Below are 16,395 nucleotides of genomic sequence, written 5' to 3'. Positions count from 1 at the left end.
GGCCAGGTTTTATGCATTTCCTGCCAATGTGGGCGGCTATATTGCCGAGCAGGCTAATGATCTCGACGAATAGTCGACATATGCGGCCAGAGGGGGCGGGTGCCGGAAGCTCGAGTGACGCAAACGTCAAGGGGCGCCCGAAGGCGCCCCTTGACGTGTTGGCCAGGCCGGTCGTTCAGTGGCTATGGCCGTGACCATGATCGTCGTGGTCGTCTTCGTCATGGCCTTGGTCGTCATGGCCCGGCTCGGCCAGGGCGTCATGCAGGGTCCGGGCGTTGTGGCGCATCATGCCGAGGTAGGTGCTGGCCTCGCCTTCCGCGGCCAGGGCATCGGCGTAGAGGGTGCCGGCGATGGGCAGGTCGGTCTCCTCGGCGAGCTGGGTGATGATCGCCGGGCTGGTCATGTTCTCGTGGAACAGGGCCTGGACGTTCTGCTCGCGGATCACGTCGATCAGCCGGGCCATGTTGGCGGCACTCGGCTCCGCCTCGGTGGAGAGCCCCTGGGGCGAGAGGAAGCGCAGGCCGTAGGCGCTGGCGAAGTAGCCGAAGGAGTCGTGGCCGGTGATCACGCTGGTGGAGGCGGGGATCTCGCCGAGCAATTCGCGGATCTCGGCGTCGGTGGCGTCGATCTCGTTGATGTAGCGCTGGGCGTTGGCGGTGTAGGCCTCGGCGTTGTCCGGGTCGGCCTCGATCAGGCCGTCGCGGATGTTGGCCACGTAGACCTTGCCCATGGCCAGGTCCTGCCAGCCGTGGGGGTCATCGTCGCCGTGGTCGTGCCCCTCATGGCCGTGGTCGTGCCCCTCATGGCCGTGGTCGTGCCCCTCATGGTCGTGCCCCTCATGGCCGTGGTCGTCGTGGCCGTGGTCGTCGTGCTCGTCGTGGCCGTGGTCGTCGTGCTCGTCATGGCCATGGTCGTCGTGGGCCGCCGCCACCCGGTCGATGCCCGTGGTGGTGACGACCAGCGGCCCGGCATAGTCGCTGGAGTCGATCAGCCGCTCCATCCAGCCCTCGAACTGCAGGCCGTTGAACACCACCAGGTCGGCCTCGGCCAGGGCGCGGGCATCGGTGGGGCGCGGCGAGTAGACATGGGCGTCGCTGTCGGGGCCGACCAGGGAGGTCACCTCGACGTGCTCGCCGCCGACGTTCTCGACCATGTCGGCGAGGATGCTGAAGCTGGTGACGACCTGCACGCGCTCGGCAGCGAAGGCGGCGGGCAGGGCGAGCAGGGTGGAGACGCCGATCAGGGCGGCGGAAGCGTGGGCGAGTCGCATGGGTCAGGAGTCCTCGAGTCGTGGAGAGCAGGATCGGGTCAGTGGGATTCGGGGGCACCCAGCGGTGCGGCGCGGCGCTGCAGGCGCTCGCGCAGGCTGTGGTGGCGGCCGAGCAGGGCCGAGAGCAGGTAGGCCGCGCCGGCCAGCAGGATGATCGCGGGGCCTGACGGCAGGCTCAGGTGGTAGGAGAGCAGCAGCCCGCCGGTGCTGGCGACCAGGGCGATGGCCACGGCGATGCCGATCAGCCCTTCCAGGCGCTTGCTCCAGAAGCGTGCCGTGGTGGCCGGCAGCATCATCAGGCCCACGGCCATCAGGGTGCCCAGGGTCTGGAAGCCGGCGGTGAGGTTGAGCACCACCAGGCCGAGGAAGGCGCCGTGCACCAGTCCGCCACGGACGCCCTGGCCGCCCAGAAACAGCGGGTCCAGGCACTCCACCACCAGGGCGCGGAAGATCACCGCCAGAATGATCACGATCAGGCTGCTGATGGTGGCGATCAGCACCAGGGCCGTGGTGTTCACGGCGAGGATCGAGCCGAAGAGCACGTGGGTGAGGTCCACGCTGCTGCCGCCCAGCGACACCAGCATCACCCCCGCTGCCAGCGAGATCAGGAAGAAGCTGGCCATGGCGGAATCCTCGCGATGGCCGGTCATCTGCGACACGCTGCCGGCGAGCACTGCCACCAGCAGCCCGGAGAGGATGCCGCCCAGGCTCATCATCGGCAGCGAGAAGCCGGCGAACAGGAAGCCCAGCGCCACGCCGGGCAGGATGGCATGGGCCATGGCGTCGCCGATCAGGCTCATGCCGCGCAGCATCAGGAACACGCCCAGCGGCGGGGCGGCCAGGGAGAGCGCCAGGCCGGCCACGAAGGCGCGCTTCATGAAGCCGTAATCGAAGGGGGCGAACAGCCAGGCGTCAAGCAGTTCCAGCATCGAGGGCATCCGGGAAGGTCAGGGGCAGGCGCGGCGCCCGGGGCGGCTGGCCGGCGTAGCGGTCGAGCAATGATTCGGGGCTGACCCAGCGGCCGTGGCCGCCGGCCAGGAAGAGCACGTCGTCGGCCAGGCGCGAGAGCTGCTCCATGTCGTGGAGCACCACGACGATGGTGGCGCCCTGTCGGGCCATGTCGCGCAGCACGTCCATCAGCACGTCCACCGTCTCGATGTCGACGTTGGCGAACGGTTCGTCGAGCAGCAGCAGCTCGGCCTCCTGCATCAGGGTGCGGCCGAGCAGGGCGCGCTGGCGCTGGCCGCCGGAGAGCTCGCCGAGCTGTCGGTGGGCCAGGTGGGAGATGCCCAGCCGCGCCATGATCTCGCGCCCGCGGCGGTAGTGGGCCGCACAGTAGCCCTTCAGCGCCCCGTGGCTGGGCCAGGTGCCGGTCATGATCAGCTCTTCCACGCTCATCGGGAAGGTGAGGTCCAGGGCCAGCTGCTGGGGCAGCCAGGCGCGCCGTTCCCTGGGCACCTGGCACTCCACGCTGCCGGCCACCGGGGCCAGCATGCCCATGATCGCCGAGATCAGGGTGCTCTTGCCGGCGCCGTTGGCACCGATCAGCGCGGTGATGGCGCCGTCCATGAAGCGGCCGTCCAGGTGCTCCAGGATCGTCCGGCCGCCGCGGGCCAGCTGCAGGTCGTGCAGTTGCAGGCGCGACATCAGGACCACCACCCGGCGGCCCAGGAGACCGCGAGCCACAGGCCCGCCAGCGGCGCGGCCACCAGCAGCAGGCGGCGGGTGGCGGCCAGCGACATCAGCGAGAAATGGCAGGGCCCTTCCGGGCGATGCCGGTGCGTGCGATGTGCCATGGGGAAGACCTCCGAAAACTGGCGGAGGTTATAACATAACAAAGTGGTCGCTGGCCACTCCCCCGAGCACGCCGCGGGTGGGTCAGTAGCGCAGCGCCACGCCCAGCTGGTTCGGTGCCACCAGCAGGGCGTATTCGCCCTCGAGCTGCAGGTCGCCGAGCGACACCCGGACCGGCTGGAAGCGGTTCAGCGCGGCGGTGGCCTGGCGCGGCTGGGTCTGCAGCTGCAGCTCGCTGATCAGCATGCCGGTGGCGAAGTTGATGGCGCCGTCGCGCTCGCGGCCGTCGCCCACGGCGATCAGCAGCCCCGCCGCGGTATTGATCGCCAGCGAGCCGAGCCGGGCCTCCAGGCTGCGCCGCCGGCGCTCCTCCTCGGCGACCGACTCCAGCAGGGCCCGGGCACCCTCGATATCCCCCGGCTCGCCGGCCTCGAACTCGCGAAGGGCGGCGGGGTGCGGCTGGCGGTCGAGGAACATGCCGCCCAGGGCGAGGGCCGACTTCACCACGCCGACGCGGGCGTCGTAGCGGTCGTCGCGGTCGCTCGCCTCGCTGGCCTGCCAGGCGTTCAGGGCCAGGCTGCCGGCATAGAAGGTGGTCCAGCCCACCTGCCAGGTGTTGGCATGGCGGGCGCCGTCGGCCAGGGCCGAATCAAAGGCCTGCCACTCGGCATCGGGCGACTGGGCCAGGGCGGGAAGCGGCAGCAGCAGGGCGAGCAGGCAGGCCGCGGCGGGGCGACGCAGGAAGGGGAGCAGCAGGGACATGGGACGCCTCCGGGTCAGCGATGGGTCAAGCGTAGCACTGCCCCGCTGTGGCGGCAGCCGCGACATCGCGGCGGCTGACGCTGTCGCTGGCTTCAAGGAGAATGGCGCCATGCACAGCGAGTAGGGAGCCGGAATGACAGCGGGGTGGTGGGGCGTAATGGCGGGCGTGATGGCGGGCCTCGGTGTTCTGCTGCACCTCTTCCATCGGCGGCTGAGGGCCGGGCTGGCGGCGCCCAGGGTGCCGCTGGCGCTCGGGCTGGCCGAGCATGGGGTAAGGGGCGAGACGGTGACGCTTGCGACTCGCCGAGACCGACGGCTGGCCGGGTGGTGGCTGCCCGGAGAGGGCCGCGGCACGGTGGTGATCATCCATGGCTGGGGTGCCAACCGTGAATTGATGCTGCCGGTGGCGCGCCCGCTGCAGGCGGCGGGCTGGAACGTGCTGCTGTTCGACGCGCGCAACCACGGCGATAGCGACCCCGACACCTTCTCTTCCATGCCGCGCTTCGCCGAAGACACCGAGGCGGCCGTCGAGTGGCTGCGCGCCCGACCCGGCATGCGGGATGCGCCGGTGGCGCTGCTGGGACACTCGGTGGGTGCGGCGGCGGCGCTGCTTGCCGCCTCGCGGCGCGACGACATCCGCGCGGTGGTCAGCCTCTCGGCCTTCGCCCATCCGGACGGCATGATGCGACGCTGGCTGGCCGGCAGGCGGCTGCCGTTCTTCCCACTGGGCTGGTACGTGCTGCGCTACGTGGAACGGGTGATCGGCACTCGCTTCGACGCCATTGCCCCGGTGAACACCCTGCCGAGGGTGCGCTGCCCGGTGCTGCTGGTCCACGGACAGGACGACCGCGTCATTCCGCCGAGCGACGCCGAGTGGCTCCATGCCAGTCGCGGCGACACGCCGGCCAGGCTGCGCCTGCTGCCCGGCGATCACGACCTCAGCCAGCACCTCGAGGGGGAGCTGCCCGAGCTGCTGGCGTTTCTCGATGCGGCCCTGAGGGAGGCCACGTCGCCGCCGGCGTGAACGGCTACAGCCCCAGGGCGCGGCGCATCACCTGGCGCTTGGCGGCGCCCAGGTGGTCGGCCACCGCCAGCCCGGCGGCGCCGGCCTGGCGCAGCGGCCCCGCCCCGGTGAAGACGCGGTGGAAGGCCGTCATGGCGGCGATCATCGCCAGGGTCTGGGGGCGTCGCGCGCGAGCGTAGCCGGCCAGCAGCCCCTGGCCGCCGGGGTCCTGCCCCGCGCGGAAGGCCGCCACCACCCGCTCGCTCAGCTCCGCGGCATCCTGCAGCCCCAGGTTCAGGCCCTGGCCGGCCAGCGGATTGATGACGTGGGCGGCATCGCCCACCAGCGCCAGGCGCGGGCGCACATAGCGCTCGGCATGGCGTCCCCGGATGGGAAAGCTGGCGCGCCCCAGCACCGTCTCGAGGCCGCCCAGCCGCTCGGGGAAGGCCCGCTCGATGGCCAGGCGCAGCGCCTCGTCGTCCAGCGCCTCGCGCTCGGCAGTGGCCGCCGGGCTGCCGTACCACACCAGCGAGGCGTGGTGGCCGGGCAGCGGCAGCATGGCCTGGGGCCCACCGGGGGTGAAGCGCTGCCAGCTGACGTCCTGCTGGGGCAGCCGGGTGCGCACGTTGATGATCAGCGCCCGCAGGCCATGGTCCTCGTCGCGGGTGGCGATGCCGGCCAGCTCGCGGACGCGGGAGCCGGCCCCGTCGGCGCCCACCACCAGCCGGGCGGCCAGCAGCCGGCCGTTGTCCAGCTCCAGCAGCGTGCGATGGCGCCCGGGCAGCCAGGCCACCGGCCCGGCATGGCAGTGGGTCGCCACGCCGGGCAGCTCGGCCAGCCGCTGCCACAGGGCGCGGCGGATCACCCGATTCTCGACGAAGTGACCGAAGTCCGGCAGCCCCAGGTCGGCGGCGCCGAAGTGCACCTGGCGCCGCTTGGTCTCGTCGCTCGCCTCGATGTGGCGGAACGGGCAGCGGCGCGCCTCGGGGATGAAGCCCCAGGCACCCACCGCCTCCAGCAGCCGCTGCGAGGCCAGGTTCAGCGAGGAGATACGCAGGTCGAAGGGAGCGTCGTCGGCGACCGGTTCGGGCGGTCCGCCGCCCTCCACCAGCGCCACCGCCATGCCGGCCTGGCCCAGCGCCGCCGCCACGGCCGCGCCGACCATGCCGCCGCCGACGATGATCGCGTCAAGCGTGTCATCCATCCGGGTGTCTCCTCCCACTTGATGTGGATGTCATCAAAGTGTCACATAGGCGCGTTAGCGTGCGCGCAGTGACACGGAACCGTCATTAAACCGTCACGAAGGGATCCTTCACCCACACGGCAGACCGCTCATGTCGAATCTCGGACCTTCTCCCGATAGTCCCGCCCTCTCCCGCCAGTCGCCGCGCGAGGTGCCGGCTTGGCTGCGGGGCCTCTACGCCGGCCTTTGCCTCTACCTGTTCCTGGCCGCCCTCAACGTGCTGGGTGCCGGCCTCGGCACCTTCGGCAGCGACAGCGACCTGCTGACCCGCGCCTTTGCCTACGGCGAGAACCCCTTCATCGCCCTGATGGCCGGCGTGCTGGTCACCATGGTCGTGCAGAGCTCCTCCTTCACCTCGGCGCTGATCGTGACCCTGGTGGCCAGCGGCGAGATGACCCTGGGCACGGCGGTGTTCGCCATCATGGGGGCCAACATCGGCACCGCGGTGACCGGGGTGATCGTGGCCCTGGCCAACGTGCGCATCAAGCGCAACTTCCGCCGCTCCTTCACCGCGGCCATGATGCACGACTTCTTCAATATCCTCACGGTGCTGATCGTCTTCCCGATCGAGTGGATCACCAGCCTGTTCCACGAGGGCGGTCGCGGTATGTTCACCCGGCTGGCCGGCTGGCTGGCCGAGCTGATCGGCCTGGAGGAGGTGGCCAAGCCCAGCAGCCCCATCAAGGTGATCACCGCGCCCATCGTCGACGCCGCCAACTGGCTGGGGGCCGCCCTGATGCCCAGCGTCGCGGCCGCCGGGCTGCTGGTGGCGGGCCTCGGCCTGCTGCTGATGTTCACGGCGCTGGTGTTCATGGTGCAGAACCTGCGCGGTGCCCTGCTGCGCCACATGGACGGCCTGTTCCGCACCTACTTCTTCCGCACCGACGCCCGCGCCTACGGCGTCGGGGTGGTCTCCACCGTGCTGGTGCAGTCCAGCTCCATCACCAGCAGCCTGATGGTGCCGCTGGCCGGGGCCGGAGTGGTGCGCCTGCGCCGGGTGCTGCCGTTCATGATGGGTGCCAACCTGGGCACCACCGTGACCAGCGTGCTGGCCGCCACCGCCAACCCCATCGCCGCGGCGATGACCGTGGCGCTGTTCCATGTCATCTTCAACCTGACCGGCACCGCCATCTGGTGGCCGCTGCGGGTCATCCCGCTGCGCATCGCCACCTGGTACGGGCGCCTGGCCGGCCAGAAGATCCGCTACGCCTTCCTGTTCCTGATCGGCGTATTCCTGGTGGTGCCGCTGGTCGGCATCACCGCCACCGAACTGTTCATGAGCCTGCGCTGAGCGCGGCCAACCGGGAGGTTTCCCATGTTCAAACAGCTCTATAGCGCGCTCACCTCGGAAAACACCATCGACCAGGCCTACACGGACCTGACCCGGATGCTCGAACACGGCGCCTGGATGTTTTCCCGCGCCAACGAGGTGCTCTACAGCACCGTGGCCGCCGAGGAGGTGCGCGGGCCGCTCTACGAGCGTGACCGGGCCGTCAACGAGCTCGAGCGCTCCATCCGCCGCAAGGTGCTGCGCCACCTGACCGTCAACCCCGGCCACGACGTGGCCATCTGCCTGGCGCTGATGAGCGTGGCCAAGGATGCCGAGCGCATCGGCGACTACTGCAAGAACGTCTTCGAGGTGGGGGCCTTCTACAGCGAGGGCTTCCACGTGCCGCGCTACCAGCAGCCGCTGGACGAGATGGCGGAGCGGCTCGCCGGGCTCTTCCAGGAGCTGATCGCCGCCACCCGTGACTCCGACGAGGCCAGGGCCCACCGGGTGATCACCGCCACCCGCGAGATCCGCGGCCGCTGCGACGACCTGATCGAGGCGCTGCTGCGCGAGGAGGAGGCGATCGAGTTCCACGAGGCGGTGGCCTACTCGCTGCTGGCGCGCCACTACAAGCGGGTCGCCTCGCACCTGGCCAACATCGCCACCGCGGTGACCGGCCGGCTGGAGGATCTGGACTTCCCCAGCGACGCCGACGACCGCGCCCTGGACTGAGGCCGGGCCCTCGGCGGCCTGCCGCTGTCAGCGAGAACCCCGCGCCGGCTCACGCCGGCGCGGGGTTCTGCGTGCTGCCCAGGCGTGCCTCAGGCCGGCGGGAACGCCTCGGTATCGATCTCGGCCTGCAGCGCCTCGCCGTAGCGTTCCCCCGCGACCCGGTCCGGGGTCAGCATGGCGTCCAGCCGCGCGACGGTAACCGGCGCCAGGCGCAGGCCGTCGGCGGCCAGGTTCTCGCGCATGTGGGCCACCGAGCGGGTGCCGGGAATCGGCAGGATGTCGTCGCCCTTGGCGCGCAGCCAGGCCAGGGCCAGCTGGCCGCTGGTGACTTCATGCTCCCTCGCCACCGCCTGTAGCTCGGCCAGCTGCGACAGGTTGCGGGGCAGGTTCTCGGCGCTGAAGCGCGGCATGCCGCGCCGCACGTCGCCCTCCGCCAGCGGGGTGTCGGCCTGGATCGCCCCGGCCAGGAAGCCGCGCCCCAGCGGGCTGAAGGCCACGAAGGCGGTGTCCGCCTCGCGGCACGCCTCGATCACCGCGATCTCGGGGTTGCGGGTCCACAGCGAGTATTCCGACTGCACCGCGGCGATGGGGTGCTCGGTGCGGGCGCGGCGCAGGGTGGCCGCCGAGACCTCGGAGAGCCCGATGGCGCCGATCTTGCCCTCGGCCACCAGCCTGGCCAGGGCGCCGACGCTCTCCTCGATGGGCACCGTCCGGTCCCAGCGGTGCAGGTAGTAGAGGTCGATGTGGTCGGTCTTGAGGCGTTCGAGGCTCGCCTCGCACTGCTGCCGTAGCGTCTCGGGCCGTCCGTCGATCACCTTGCGGCCGAGCTCGGGGTCGAAGGCCATGCCGCACTTGCTGGCCAGCAGGATCTCGTCGCGCTTGCCCGAGAGGGCCTTGCCCACCAGCCGCTCGTTGGCGGTGGCGCCGTAGAGGGTGGCGGTATCGAAGTGGCGGTAGCCCATGTCGAAGGCGGTATCGAGGGCCTTCAGCGCCTCGGCCTCCGGCACCGGCTGGCCGTAGCCGTGGGAGAGGTTCATGCAGCCCAGGCCGATGGCGGGCGAGGCGAGGGCCTGGAGTCGGGAAAGGAGCGTCATCCTGGGGTTCCTTGTTATCGGCGTTTGCGGGCGATGAACTGCACCACGGCGCCCAGCCCGGTGTGGCCGCGGCCCTCCACCACCTCGCGCTCGCACTCGCGGCTGAGCGCGATCTCTAGCTCGGCGAAGGCCGCGTCGAGCTCGGCGGCGGTGGGGGTGCGGTCGGGGGTGTCCGGGCCGCCGGTGTCGCGGGGCACCTGATCCGGGGTGTAGGCCTCGAGGATCAGCACGCCGCCGGGCTTCAGGGCGCGGATCACCTGGCGGTGCAGGTGGGGGCGGCCCGCCGCCGGCACGTGGCAGAAGATCGACACCACCGCGTCGTAGGACTCGGGTTCGAACTCGTGGGCGGTGAGGTCGGCGTGGAGGGTGGTCAGCGCCACGCCCTTCTGCTCGGCCAGTCGGGCGGCCTTGCGCAGGCCCACCGAGGAGGCGTCCACCGAGGTGACCCAGTGGCCGAGCCCCGCCAGGTAGACGCCGTTGCGCCCCTCGCCGTCCGCCAGGCAGAGCACCCGCCCGGGGGGCTCGCCGATCAGTTCGGCGTGCTCGCGCAGGAAGTCGTTGGGCTCGGTGCCGTAGAGATAGTCATCCGTGCTGTAGCGTTCATCCCACATGGGGCGCGCTCCCGTGGTGGTGGGTCAGCCCATGAGAGTAGCAAGATCGGCCGCAAAAGGGGCAGATGCGCCACGGGAGGCGGCATCGGGCCGGGGTCCTGGCCTTGCGCTTTTGGTCGAATACCGCCGGCCAGGGTTGCCGGGTGTGCGGTATGGTAGGCCGCTACCCGGCCACGCCGGCCCCAAGGCCTGCGTGGCCTGCCCACCATCACAGGGACCGACGGAGCGCCAGGCATGGCCAAGCCCTTTCCTCTCTCCCCGCGCTACCGCGTGCTGCTGGCCGGGGTGTTCAGCCAGATCCTCTGCATCGGCGTGGCGCGCTTCGCCTACACGCCGCTGCTGCCGTTGATGCAGCAGCAGACCTGGCTCTCCGATGCCCAGGGCGGCTGGCTGGCCGCCCTCAACTACGCCGGCTACATGCTGGGCGCCCTCACGGCGGCCTCCATCCACAGCATCCGGCTCAAGGACACTCTCTACCGCCTCACCCTGCTGCTGGCGGTGCTCTCCACCGCGGGCATGGCCCTGGCCGACAGCTTCTGGCTATGGGCGGCCATGCGCTTCGTGGCCGGCTTCTCCAGCAGCGGTGCCATGCTGCTCGCCTCCGGGCTGATCCTGCACTGGCTGATCAGCCACGGGCAGCGCGGCGAGCTGGGCATCCACTTCGCCGGGGTGGGGCTGGGCATGCTGGTGGCGGCCCTGGCGGTGGAGCTGATGCTGGGCCTGGCTCTCGACTGGCAGGCCCAGTGGTGGGGCTTCACCGCCCTGGCCGCGGCCCTGCTGGTGCCCGCCTGGCGCTGGCTGCCGCGCCCCGCCAGGCCGGTGGAGGGCGCCGGCGGTGGCGGACAGCGAGCGGCGAAACCGCCGACCCGCACCTTCATGCGGCTGATGCTGGCCGCCTACTTCTGCGCCGGCTACGGCTACGTGATCAGCGCCACCTTCATCGTGGCCATCGTGGAGCGCGAGCCGCTGCTGGCCGGGGCCGGCAACTGGACCTTCGCCCTGGTGGGCCTGGCCGCTGCCCCCGCGGTGATGCTGTGGGACCTGATCGCCCGGCGCATCGGCTACCTGGGCGCGCTGATCGCCGCCATGGCCCTGCAGGTGGTGGGCATCGTGCTGCCGGCGGTGACCAGCAGCCTGGCCGGCGTGCTGCTCAGCGCGGTGCTCTACGGCGGCACCTTCCTGGGCTGCGTGAGCCTGGTGCTGACCATGGCCGGCCGGCTCTACCCGCAGAGCCCGGCGCGGCTGATGGGGCGCATGACCCTGGGCTACGGCGTGGCGCAGATCGTCGCCCCGGCGCTCACCGGCATGCTCGCCGAGGCCAGCGGCCACTACGACACCGGCCTGTGGCTGGCCGGTGGCTTCGTCGCCCTGGGGGCGGGGCTGCTGATCTGGCTGCGCATAGTGGATCGAACCGCCCAGCGGCTGGACGCCGAGGCGAAGGCGACCATCACCCCCAACTAATCCATGCTGCAAGGTCCTGGCGGTTGGCAATCTCGACCTGCTGGGCCCGTGGTTCGGTTTCCACATGATGGGGGTTCACGCCCAGCTCGCGTAGCGCATAGAGCACAAGCGGGCCCCGGCATGACAGGGTGAGTTCGCCTTCGTCCATCCCGTAGTCCGCGGCGATCAGGGCCCTTTCCCGGGACGACAACCGCCTGTCGGGGATCAGGCATACTTCGACCGGTGTATGCCAGTCCTCATCCTCGGCGAGACCGTGATCGCCCAGCATGTCGCCACATGGCTCCGGCACCCCGCGGAAGCGGCTCAGCACGAAGTCCCGGTAGTCGCGATGCTTCTCGCAGAAGGCCCGCACATGCCAGCGCCCCGCCGCGAACACCAGCGTATGCGGCACGATGATCCTGTCTTCGCCCGTGGGGCTGGAGAAGGAGGCGTAGGTGACCTCCAGGCGTTGCCCTTCGCGGGAGGCCTTGACCACCTGCCGCACGACCTGTGGTGACACCACTCGGCTCGGCATCGGCAGCGCCTCGGTGTTCGCGGCGCCGAGTCCCAGACCCGTGAACGGCGATGCCAGCTGCTGGTGGGTGCCCAGCAGATGTAGGTACTCCTCGACCCGACCCTGGGTGAAGGAAGGCGAAAATTGTGCAGTCGGCAGGAAGCCCTTGCCCGGTCCCCGCAGGCGCGGGGATGACCCGGCGTGGTCACATGCTCCCGCATCCCCAGGCTGCCGGTCCCCGCAGGCGCGGGGATGACCCGTCGAGGCCGCGGCCGTGGCGCGGGTGCACGGGCCGGTCCCCGTAGGCGCGGGGATGACCCGGTAGGCATCCAGGTCGTCGCGATTGGTCAGGACCGGTCCCCGCAGGCGCGGGGATGACCCGGACATCGAGAAGCTCGAGCGCGAGCTCAAGAACCGGTCCCCGCAGCCGCTGCAGACCGGTGGAATCCGGTCATCAGGCTCCTGCTGGAGGCGCAGCGTTTGAGGATCCAGGAACTCGTGGTGAGCGACGGTGAACCCTTTCCAGAACAGGCAGAGCGGGGTAGCATCCATGGCAACGGCGGTGTCCGTAGGCTGACGTTTTGGCGAATATCAGCTTACTCGGATTTACCGCCGTTTCTCTATTCTTGCCTACCCTTAAGGTCACTTCGCTTTCACGCCAGTCTGCGATGAACCAAAAAACGGGCCTTACCCCACCCCACCCCACGCTGCGAGGGGGCTTGTCAGCGTGGATCGAGGCTGAACGTTGGGTAGGTCTCAGGAAGGCATGGGGCTCCGATGGTGAGCCTCGCTCACGCGAAGCCCAGGAAGACGGCCAGCGCTCGGTTGACGGCAACCATGGTGCTGTCATCGAGGTGGCCAAAGGCCTCTCCCACCCTCTCTCGCTTCACCGTCATGGGCTTGTCCACCATGATCTGGGAGCGTCGCTGTAGTCCATTCTCGGGGGTGGACTCCACATCGAGGCGGATCAGCGGCGCATCGACCCGGGTGCTGGAGAGCAACAGCACCGTCACACTGCCGGTTCCGGCAAACTGATCCGACTGGATGATGAGGGCAGGGCGCGGTTTTCCAAAGTCACCCGACAGGGCAATGGTCACCAGGTCGCCACGCCTCATGCGTCACACTCGTCGTCGTCCAGGTCTAGGAGGGCGGCATCCATGAAGTCCTGGAGGTCCTGATCCCCGGCGTCGGCAGCCGCGACGGCAGCGCACTGGCGGCGGGCCTCTTCGGCGAAGCCGGGTTGGCGGGTATCCGGCACCCAGATCTGGATCGGGCGCAGGCCGGCCGCTCGCAAGGCGGCACGATGCCTCTTCACTCGGTTGTTCACGTTGTCGGTTGCTACCATGGCGCACCCTCCGTTCTGTTTCATGTAACAGAGTAGCGCTCCCTTCCGTTACATGCAACGAAGGGTGTCCAGAAAACGATCGCCGCACGCAGCGCCGCCACCCCATCGTTCGCTGCCGCCCAGGAGCCCTGCGGTCTCCATTCGCCGGGCAGAGCCCAGCTCCCACCAGTCGACTGAAGCCTCACAGTAATCCCAGTCGCATCAGGCCTCGGTTAATCAGCGACCTGCCGGGCCTGGCTGCCGGGTGGTACCACCATCCACGTGAGCTCCTCGATCTCGACGATCAGGTGGAACTCTCAGCAGGCCGTGGCGCCGCGGATGATCGCCTTCGCTCGCGCAGCGTTCCGGGCTTACCTAAGCTCTCCATATCGCGTCTTCGAAGCTGGATGGCCAGGGTGGAACGGCCATGGAGCCGGGTTCGATCAGGCGCTGCAGTACGGGGGCGACGATATGGCCGGTGATGCATCGAAGGGGCTTTGGGTGACGCTGGTATCGGGATTCCTGGCCATTGCCGGGATCGGGGCCAAGGGCGTGGCCGATATCTATCTCGAGCGGGCCAGGCTCGATTCCCAGCTGATCATCGGTGCGCTGGGCTCGCCCTCGGTGGAGTCGCGCCAGGAGACGTTGCGGCTGCTGGTGGATGCCCGGCTGATCGCGAGCGAGGGGACGCGCCAGGGCTTGAAGCAGTACTTTGAAGGGGACGCTCCCCGCGAACCGCCCCAGGTGACCTCGTTCATCCAGAGTGGCGAGAGGGTGAGCCTGACTCCGCGCAACCCGAGCAATGCCGACAGGACGGATATCGACCTGTTCGTCTGTGGTTCGGCGAGTACGAGCCCGGTGGCGGAGAGGCTGGTACAGGATGTGCACCTTACCCTTGCGGATTCAGGCCGGTACGGACGTATCACCCTGAAGGTGTGGGACGGTTCACTGTATGAGGAGCTGTCCGAGAGCGAGCTGAAGGGGACCGCCACGTTGATCTATGACGCGGGGCATGGAGAGGAAGGCGAGCTCGAGGGGCTTCGGGGTCTGCTGGAGCCGGTGTCGGCACTGCCGCCCTTGCGCACGGTGGCGAATGCAGGCAGGAGCACGCCATGGCTGCTCTCCCTGGTGGTGTGTCCGGAATGACGCTCGTCTCTCGCTCCCTGCCGGCTGATACCGATACCTGATGAATCATCCTGTTACCAAGAGTTACCGGAAAATTCCGAACGCGCAGCGGTGGCTGTCGTCATAGGGCCACATGCACGCAAGGCCCCATGCAGGGGTGACTTACTGGAGGTATCAATGAAAAGGATGACTGCCCTGTTCGCTGCCGCCCTGCTCAGTGCCGGCCTTATGTCGGCCGCCGCTCACGCTCAGCAGGACCCCGCCCAGCAGGATCCGGCGGCCGCCCCGGAGCAGCCTCAGGCCGCGGCACCGGCGACGGATTTCTCCGATGATCAGCTCGAGCAGTTCGCGGATGCGTCCCAGGAGATCGTGGTGATCTCCGAGGAGTACACCGAGCGCATGCATGCCGCCGAGGATGAGGCCTCCCAGCAGGAGGTGCAGATGGAAGCCAACGACAAGATGGTCGAGGCGGTCGAGGATAATGGCCTCGACGTGGATACCTTCAACGCCATCGGCCAGGCCGTCCAGCAGGACCCCGAGCTGATGCAGCGCGTTCAGGAGAAGGTCCAGTCGTAAGGCTCGTCGACCGGGCACACGCCCGGTCTCGTTTCATGGTGTTCCCCGACGCGGCCGGCCAATGTTCTCCATCCCCTCGGGATTCCCTGTCGGCCTGCGTCCTTCGCCCCCGCACTGCGGGGGCTTTTTGCTTCATCGTTCCATGCCGGGCGGCATCACCACCCACTCGGGCTCCTCGAACTCGCCGACCAGGCGGATCTCGCAGCAGGGCGCGGCGCTCTTGATGATCGCCTTCACCGCCGGGTTCGGCCGGGCCTCCATGGTGTCGCGGCTGGCCTTGCTGTCCCAGTGGGCGATGGCGATGAGGGTCCGGGGGTCGTCGATCTTGCGGTGCAGCTCGGTGCCACGGGCGCCCGGCGCCCGCTGGATCAGCTCGCTGGCGCGTACCCAGGCGTCGGCATAGTCCTCGGCGGTGTAGCCGTCGCGGATATGCACCTCGAAGATGTATTTCATGGCGCCTCTCCTGGTCGGTTTTCGCTCAGTGTATCTCCCCGATGGCCTGCCTTCGCCCCGGTGCGGGCGTCCGCTGATATGCTGTGAGGCAGTGGCCCCGCCATCGAGCACAAGGAGCGAGCATGTCCGTTACCCCCTTTGCGAAGACCCTGGCCGCCCTGGATGCCCTGCACGCGGAGGACCCGCGGCAGGTCGAGGTCGGGGGCGAGCCGGTGCCCCGAGAACTGTGGCACGCCGGGCGCATGAGCGCCTGGCTGGAGCGCCTGCATGAGCGGCCCGACGAACGGGTGCGCCTGGCGGTACGCGGCCAGCACCTGCAGCGCTGGCAGGTGCCCCGCGGCGACTACCCGGAGGGGCGGGTGGGCTACCTGACCTGGCGGCGCGACCAGGGCCGGCGCGCCGGCGAGACCACCGCGCGGCTGATGCGCGAGGCGGGCTATGGCGAGGAGGACGCCGAGGCGGTCTCGCGGATGATCCGCAAGCAGGGGCTGGGCCGCGATCCGGGCACCCAGGCGGTGGAGGACTGCGCCTGCCTGGTGTTTCTGGAGAACTACTTCGCCGACTTCGCCAGGCAGATCGACCACGACCACCTGATCCGCATCGTGCAGATGACCTGGAAGAAGATGTCGCCGGCGGCCCACGCGCTGGCGCTGGGCCTGCCGATGAGCGATGAGGCGCGTGGCCTGGTGGAGGAGGCGCTGGCGGGGTAGCGCCGGCGCAGGAGCAGCACGCGGGCGGGCCGGATGACCCGGCCCGCCCGCGGCGTTGCGGTTGGCGGAAGGGCGATCAGGGAATCAGCGTGCGGGCGGATTCGAGATAGACCTCGCCGTTGGTACGGACGCGCTCGACGTTGCCGGTCTCCGACCCGAGGTGGACCTCTTCCAGTACCTCGGCCATCTCCTCCACCTCCTCGCCGATCTTCTGCAGGGCGTTCTCCAGGGTGTAGGTGAGGACGTGGATCTCGCCGATCTCGCGCATGGTCAGCTCATCCTTGGCGAGCAGGTCGGCAAGCTCCTGGTTGTACTTCGAGAAGTTGGCCACTGCCTCGGCCAGGGTGTCGGAGGGCTCCCCCTCGAAGTGCTCGCCGGGCTTCTCCTCGGCGAGGGCCGGAAGGGCCATCATGGCGGTAAGCAGGGCGGTCAAGGCCAGTTTGTTCATGTGGGATCTCCTGAACAGTGATGAGA

The 16,395-nt window shown here is 69.5% G+C and carries 20 protein-coding genes and 1 CRISPR repeat array; of the genes, 7 read left to right on the top strand and 13 right to left on the bottom strand.

Translation table 11 applies throughout. The features are described from left to right. Positions 1–175: 175 nt before the first annotated feature. The 5 genes from NFC98_RS16740 to NFC98_RS16720 form a co-directional block, all read right to left on the bottom strand. A complete protein-coding gene (locus NFC98_RS16740; protein ID WP_254276028.1) occupies positions 176–1,270 on the bottom strand; it encodes a metal ABC transporter solute-binding protein, Zn/Mn family in 1,095 nt (364 codons plus the stop codon). 38 nt (positions 1,271–1,308) lie between these two features. Then, on the bottom strand, positions 1,309–2,199 hold the full coding sequence (locus tag NFC98_RS16735; protein ID WP_169956545.1) for a metal ABC transporter permease: 891 nt from the start codon (positions 2,197–2,199) through the stop codon (positions 1,309–1,311). Then, positions 2,183–2,917, bottom strand: a complete 735-nt coding sequence (locus tag NFC98_RS16730; protein ID WP_169956546.1) for a metal ABC transporter ATP-binding protein — start codon at positions 2,915–2,917, stop codon at positions 2,183–2,185. The genes NFC98_RS16735 and NFC98_RS16730 overlap by 17 nt, the downstream gene beginning before the upstream one ends. Continuing rightward, positions 2,917–3,066, bottom strand: coding sequence for a hypothetical protein (locus NFC98_RS16725; RefSeq protein ID WP_183329674.1), 150 nt, complete (start codon positions 3,064–3,066; stop codon positions 2,917–2,919). Before NFC98_RS16725 ends, NFC98_RS16730 begins: the two co-directional genes overlap by 1 nt. 82 nt (positions 3,067–3,148) lie before the next feature. After that, a complete protein-coding gene (locus NFC98_RS16720) occupies positions 3,149–3,826 on the bottom strand; it encodes a hypothetical protein (protein WP_254276027.1) in 678 nt (225 codons plus the stop codon). A 133-nt stretch (positions 3,827–3,959) separates the two neighbouring features. Between NFC98_RS16720 and NFC98_RS16715 the strand changes: the two genes are divergently transcribed. Next, the gene (locus tag NFC98_RS16715; protein ID WP_254276026.1) at positions 3,960–4,850 is read left to right on the top strand and encodes an alpha/beta hydrolase; all 891 of its coding nucleotides are present in this window, start codon (positions 3,960–3,962) and stop codon (positions 4,848–4,850) included. 4 nt (positions 4,851–4,854) lie between these two features. Here NFC98_RS16715 and NFC98_RS16710 read toward each other — a convergent pair whose 3' ends face one another. Then, entirely contained in the window at positions 4,855–6,033 is a 1,179-nt protein-coding gene (locus tag NFC98_RS16710; RefSeq protein ID WP_254276025.1) for an FAD-dependent monooxygenase, read from the bottom strand. 130 nt (positions 6,034–6,163) lie between these two features. Here NFC98_RS16710 and NFC98_RS16705 point away from each other — a divergent pair, with 130 nt between their 5' ends. Beyond that, entirely contained in the window at positions 6,164–7,363 is a 1,200-nt protein-coding gene (locus NFC98_RS16705; RefSeq protein ID WP_254276024.1) for a Na/Pi cotransporter family protein, read from the top strand. Positions 7,364–7,387: 24 nt separating this feature from the next. Beyond that, positions 7,388–8,074: a PhoU domain-containing protein gene (locus NFC98_RS16700; protein ID WP_183329671.1), complete on the top strand. Its 687-nt coding sequence runs from the start codon at positions 7,388–7,390 to the stop codon at positions 8,072–8,074. Between the two features lie 89 nt (positions 8,075–8,163). Here the strand turns inward: NFC98_RS16700 and NFC98_RS16695 are convergent, their stop codons facing one another. Both NFC98_RS16695 and NFC98_RS16690 read right to left on the bottom strand, forming a co-directional pair. After that, positions 8,164–9,168, bottom strand: a complete 1,005-nt coding sequence (locus NFC98_RS16695) for an aldo/keto reductase (RefSeq protein WP_254276023.1) — start codon at positions 9,166–9,168, stop codon at positions 8,164–8,166. 14 nt (positions 9,169–9,182) lie between these two features. Further along, positions 9,183–9,779: a cyclopropane-fatty-acyl-phospholipid synthase family protein gene (locus NFC98_RS16690; RefSeq protein WP_254276022.1), complete on the bottom strand. Its 597-nt coding sequence runs from the start codon at positions 9,777–9,779 to the stop codon at positions 9,183–9,185. A gap of 234 nt (positions 9,780–10,013) precedes the next feature. On the opposite strand from NFC98_RS16690, the gene NFC98_RS16685 reads away from it, so the two are divergent. Continuing rightward, complete coding sequence (locus NFC98_RS16685) at positions 10,014–11,240, top strand: YbfB/YjiJ family MFS transporter (protein ID WP_254276021.1); 1,227 nt, start codon at positions 10,014–10,016, stop codon at positions 11,238–11,240. On the opposite strand, the gene NFC98_RS16680 is transcribed toward NFC98_RS16685, so the two are convergent. The 3 genes from NFC98_RS16680 to NFC98_RS16670 form a co-directional block, all read right to left on the bottom strand. Further along, positions 11,227–11,739, bottom strand: coding sequence for a WYL domain-containing protein (locus NFC98_RS16680; RefSeq protein WP_254276020.1), 513 nt, complete (start codon positions 11,737–11,739; stop codon positions 11,227–11,229). The two genes, NFC98_RS16685 and NFC98_RS16680, sit on opposite strands and share 14 nt — an antisense overlap. Positions 11,740–11,903: 164 nt before the next feature. Then, a CRISPR array of direct repeats spans positions 11,904–12,177; the repeat unit is 29 nt; unit sequence CCGGTCCCCGCAGGCGCGGGGATGACCCG. A gap of 347 nt (positions 12,178–12,524) precedes the next feature. Continuing rightward, positions 12,525–12,848 carry a type II toxin-antitoxin system PemK/MazF family toxin gene (locus tag NFC98_RS16675; RefSeq protein ID WP_254276019.1) on the bottom strand — a complete coding sequence of 108 codons (324 nt, stop codon included), beginning with the start codon at positions 12,846–12,848 and terminating at the stop codon, positions 12,525–12,527. Next, the gene (locus tag NFC98_RS16670; protein WP_254276018.1) at positions 12,845–13,078 is read right to left on the bottom strand and encodes an antitoxin MazE family protein; all 234 of its coding nucleotides are present in this window, start codon (positions 13,076–13,078) and stop codon (positions 12,845–12,847) included. Before NFC98_RS16670 ends, NFC98_RS16675 begins: the two co-directional genes overlap by 4 nt. A gap of 318 nt (positions 13,079–13,396) precedes the next feature. On the opposite strand from NFC98_RS16670, the gene NFC98_RS16665 reads away from it, so the two are divergent. Together NFC98_RS16665 and NFC98_RS16660 are read left to right on the top strand one after the other, a co-directional pair. Further along, the gene (locus tag NFC98_RS16665) at positions 13,397–14,203 is read left to right on the top strand and encodes a hypothetical protein (protein WP_254276017.1); all 807 of its coding nucleotides are present in this window, start codon (positions 13,397–13,399) and stop codon (positions 14,201–14,203) included. 156 nt (positions 14,204–14,359) lie between these two features. Further along, positions 14,360–14,758, top strand: a complete 399-nt coding sequence (locus tag NFC98_RS16660) for a DUF4168 domain-containing protein (protein WP_254276016.1) — start codon at positions 14,360–14,362, stop codon at positions 14,756–14,758. Positions 14,759–14,890: 132 nt separating this feature from the next. On the opposite strand, the gene NFC98_RS16655 is transcribed toward NFC98_RS16660, so the two are convergent. Beyond that, the gene (locus NFC98_RS16655; RefSeq protein ID WP_254276015.1) at positions 14,891–15,211 is read right to left on the bottom strand and encodes an antibiotic biosynthesis monooxygenase; all 321 of its coding nucleotides are present in this window, start codon (positions 15,209–15,211) and stop codon (positions 14,891–14,893) included. A gap of 122 nt (positions 15,212–15,333) precedes the next feature. Between NFC98_RS16655 and NFC98_RS16650 the strand changes: the two genes are divergently transcribed. Then, positions 15,334–15,921 carry a DUF4202 domain-containing protein gene (locus NFC98_RS16650; RefSeq protein WP_254276014.1) on the top strand — a complete coding sequence of 196 codons (588 nt, stop codon included), beginning with the start codon at positions 15,334–15,336 and terminating at the stop codon, positions 15,919–15,921. A 76-nt stretch (positions 15,922–15,997) separates the two neighbouring features. On the opposite strand, the gene NFC98_RS16645 is transcribed toward NFC98_RS16650, so the two are convergent. Then, the gene (locus tag NFC98_RS16645; RefSeq protein ID WP_254276013.1) at positions 15,998–16,369 is read right to left on the bottom strand and encodes a DUF6746 family protein; all 372 of its coding nucleotides are present in this window, start codon (positions 16,367–16,369) and stop codon (positions 15,998–16,000) included. Between the last annotated feature and the right edge of the window lie 26 nt (positions 16,370–16,395).

The sequence above is a fragment of the Halomonas sp. 3H genome, from assembly GCF_024206005.1.
Classification (GTDB): Bacteria; Pseudomonadota; Gammaproteobacteria; order Pseudomonadales; family Halomonadaceae; genus Halomonas; species Halomonas campaniensis.
Note: the sequence above shows the minus strand (reverse complement) of the source record. Positions and strands in the feature narration are given on the sequence as shown.

Bases quoted from the DNA above. Each gene is read 5' to 3' on its own strand.
- NFC98_RS16740 (WP_254276028.1), bottom strand. From the start codon at position 1,270: ATGCGACTCGCCCACGCTTCCGCCGCCCTGATCGGCGTCTCCACCCTG.
- NFC98_RS16735 (WP_169956545.1), bottom strand. From the start codon at position 2,199: ATGCTGGAACTGCTTGACGCCTGGCTGTTCGCCCCCTTCGATTACGGC.
- NFC98_RS16730 (WP_169956546.1), bottom strand. From the start codon at position 2,917: ATGTCGCGCCTGCAACTGCACGACCTGCAGCTGGCCCGCGGCGGCCGG.
- NFC98_RS16725 (WP_183329674.1), bottom strand. From the start codon at position 3,066: ATGGCACATCGCACGCACCGGCATCGCCCGGAAGGGCCCTGCCATTTC.
- NFC98_RS16720 (WP_254276027.1), bottom strand. From the start codon at position 3,826: ATGTCCCTGCTGCTCCCCTTCCTGCGTCGCCCCGCCGCGGCCTGCCTG.
- NFC98_RS16715 (WP_254276026.1), top strand. From the start codon at position 3,960: ATGACAGCGGGGTGGTGGGGCGTAATGGCGGGCGTGATGGCGGGCCTC.
- NFC98_RS16710 (WP_254276025.1), bottom strand. From the start codon at position 6,033: ATGGATGACACGCTTGACGCGATCATCGTCGGCGGCGGCATGGTCGGC.
- NFC98_RS16705 (WP_254276024.1), top strand. From the start codon at position 6,164: ATGTCGAATCTCGGACCTTCTCCCGATAGTCCCGCCCTCTCCCGCCAG.
- NFC98_RS16700 (WP_183329671.1), top strand. From the start codon at position 7,388: ATGTTCAAACAGCTCTATAGCGCGCTCACCTCGGAAAACACCATCGAC.
- NFC98_RS16695 (WP_254276023.1), bottom strand. From the start codon at position 9,168: ATGACGCTCCTTTCCCGACTCCAGGCCCTCGCCTCGCCCGCCATCGGC.
- NFC98_RS16690 (WP_254276022.1), bottom strand. From the start codon at position 9,779: ATGTGGGATGAACGCTACAGCACGGATGACTATCTCTACGGCACCGAG.
- NFC98_RS16685 (WP_254276021.1), top strand. From the start codon at position 10,014: ATGGCCAAGCCCTTTCCTCTCTCCCCGCGCTACCGCGTGCTGCTGGCC.
- NFC98_RS16675 (WP_254276019.1), bottom strand. From the start codon at position 12,848: ATGAGGCGTGGCGACCTGGTGACCATTGCCCTGTCGGGTGACTTTGGA.
- NFC98_RS16670 (WP_254276018.1), bottom strand. From the start codon at position 13,078: ATGGTAGCAACCGACAACGTGAACAACCGAGTGAAGAGGCATCGTGCC.
- NFC98_RS16665 (WP_254276017.1), top strand. From the start codon at position 13,397: ATGATCGCCTTCGCTCGCGCAGCGTTCCGGGCTTACCTAAGCTCTCCA.
- NFC98_RS16660 (WP_254276016.1), top strand. From the start codon at position 14,360: ATGAAAAGGATGACTGCCCTGTTCGCTGCCGCCCTGCTCAGTGCCGGC.
- NFC98_RS16655 (WP_254276015.1), bottom strand. From the start codon at position 15,211: ATGAAATACATCTTCGAGGTGCATATCCGCGACGGCTACACCGCCGAG.
- NFC98_RS16650 (WP_254276014.1), top strand. From the start codon at position 15,334: ATGTCCGTTACCCCCTTTGCGAAGACCCTGGCCGCCCTGGATGCCCTG.
- NFC98_RS16645 (WP_254276013.1), bottom strand. From the start codon at position 16,369: ATGAACAAACTGGCCTTGACCGCCCTGCTTACCGCCATGATGGCCCTT.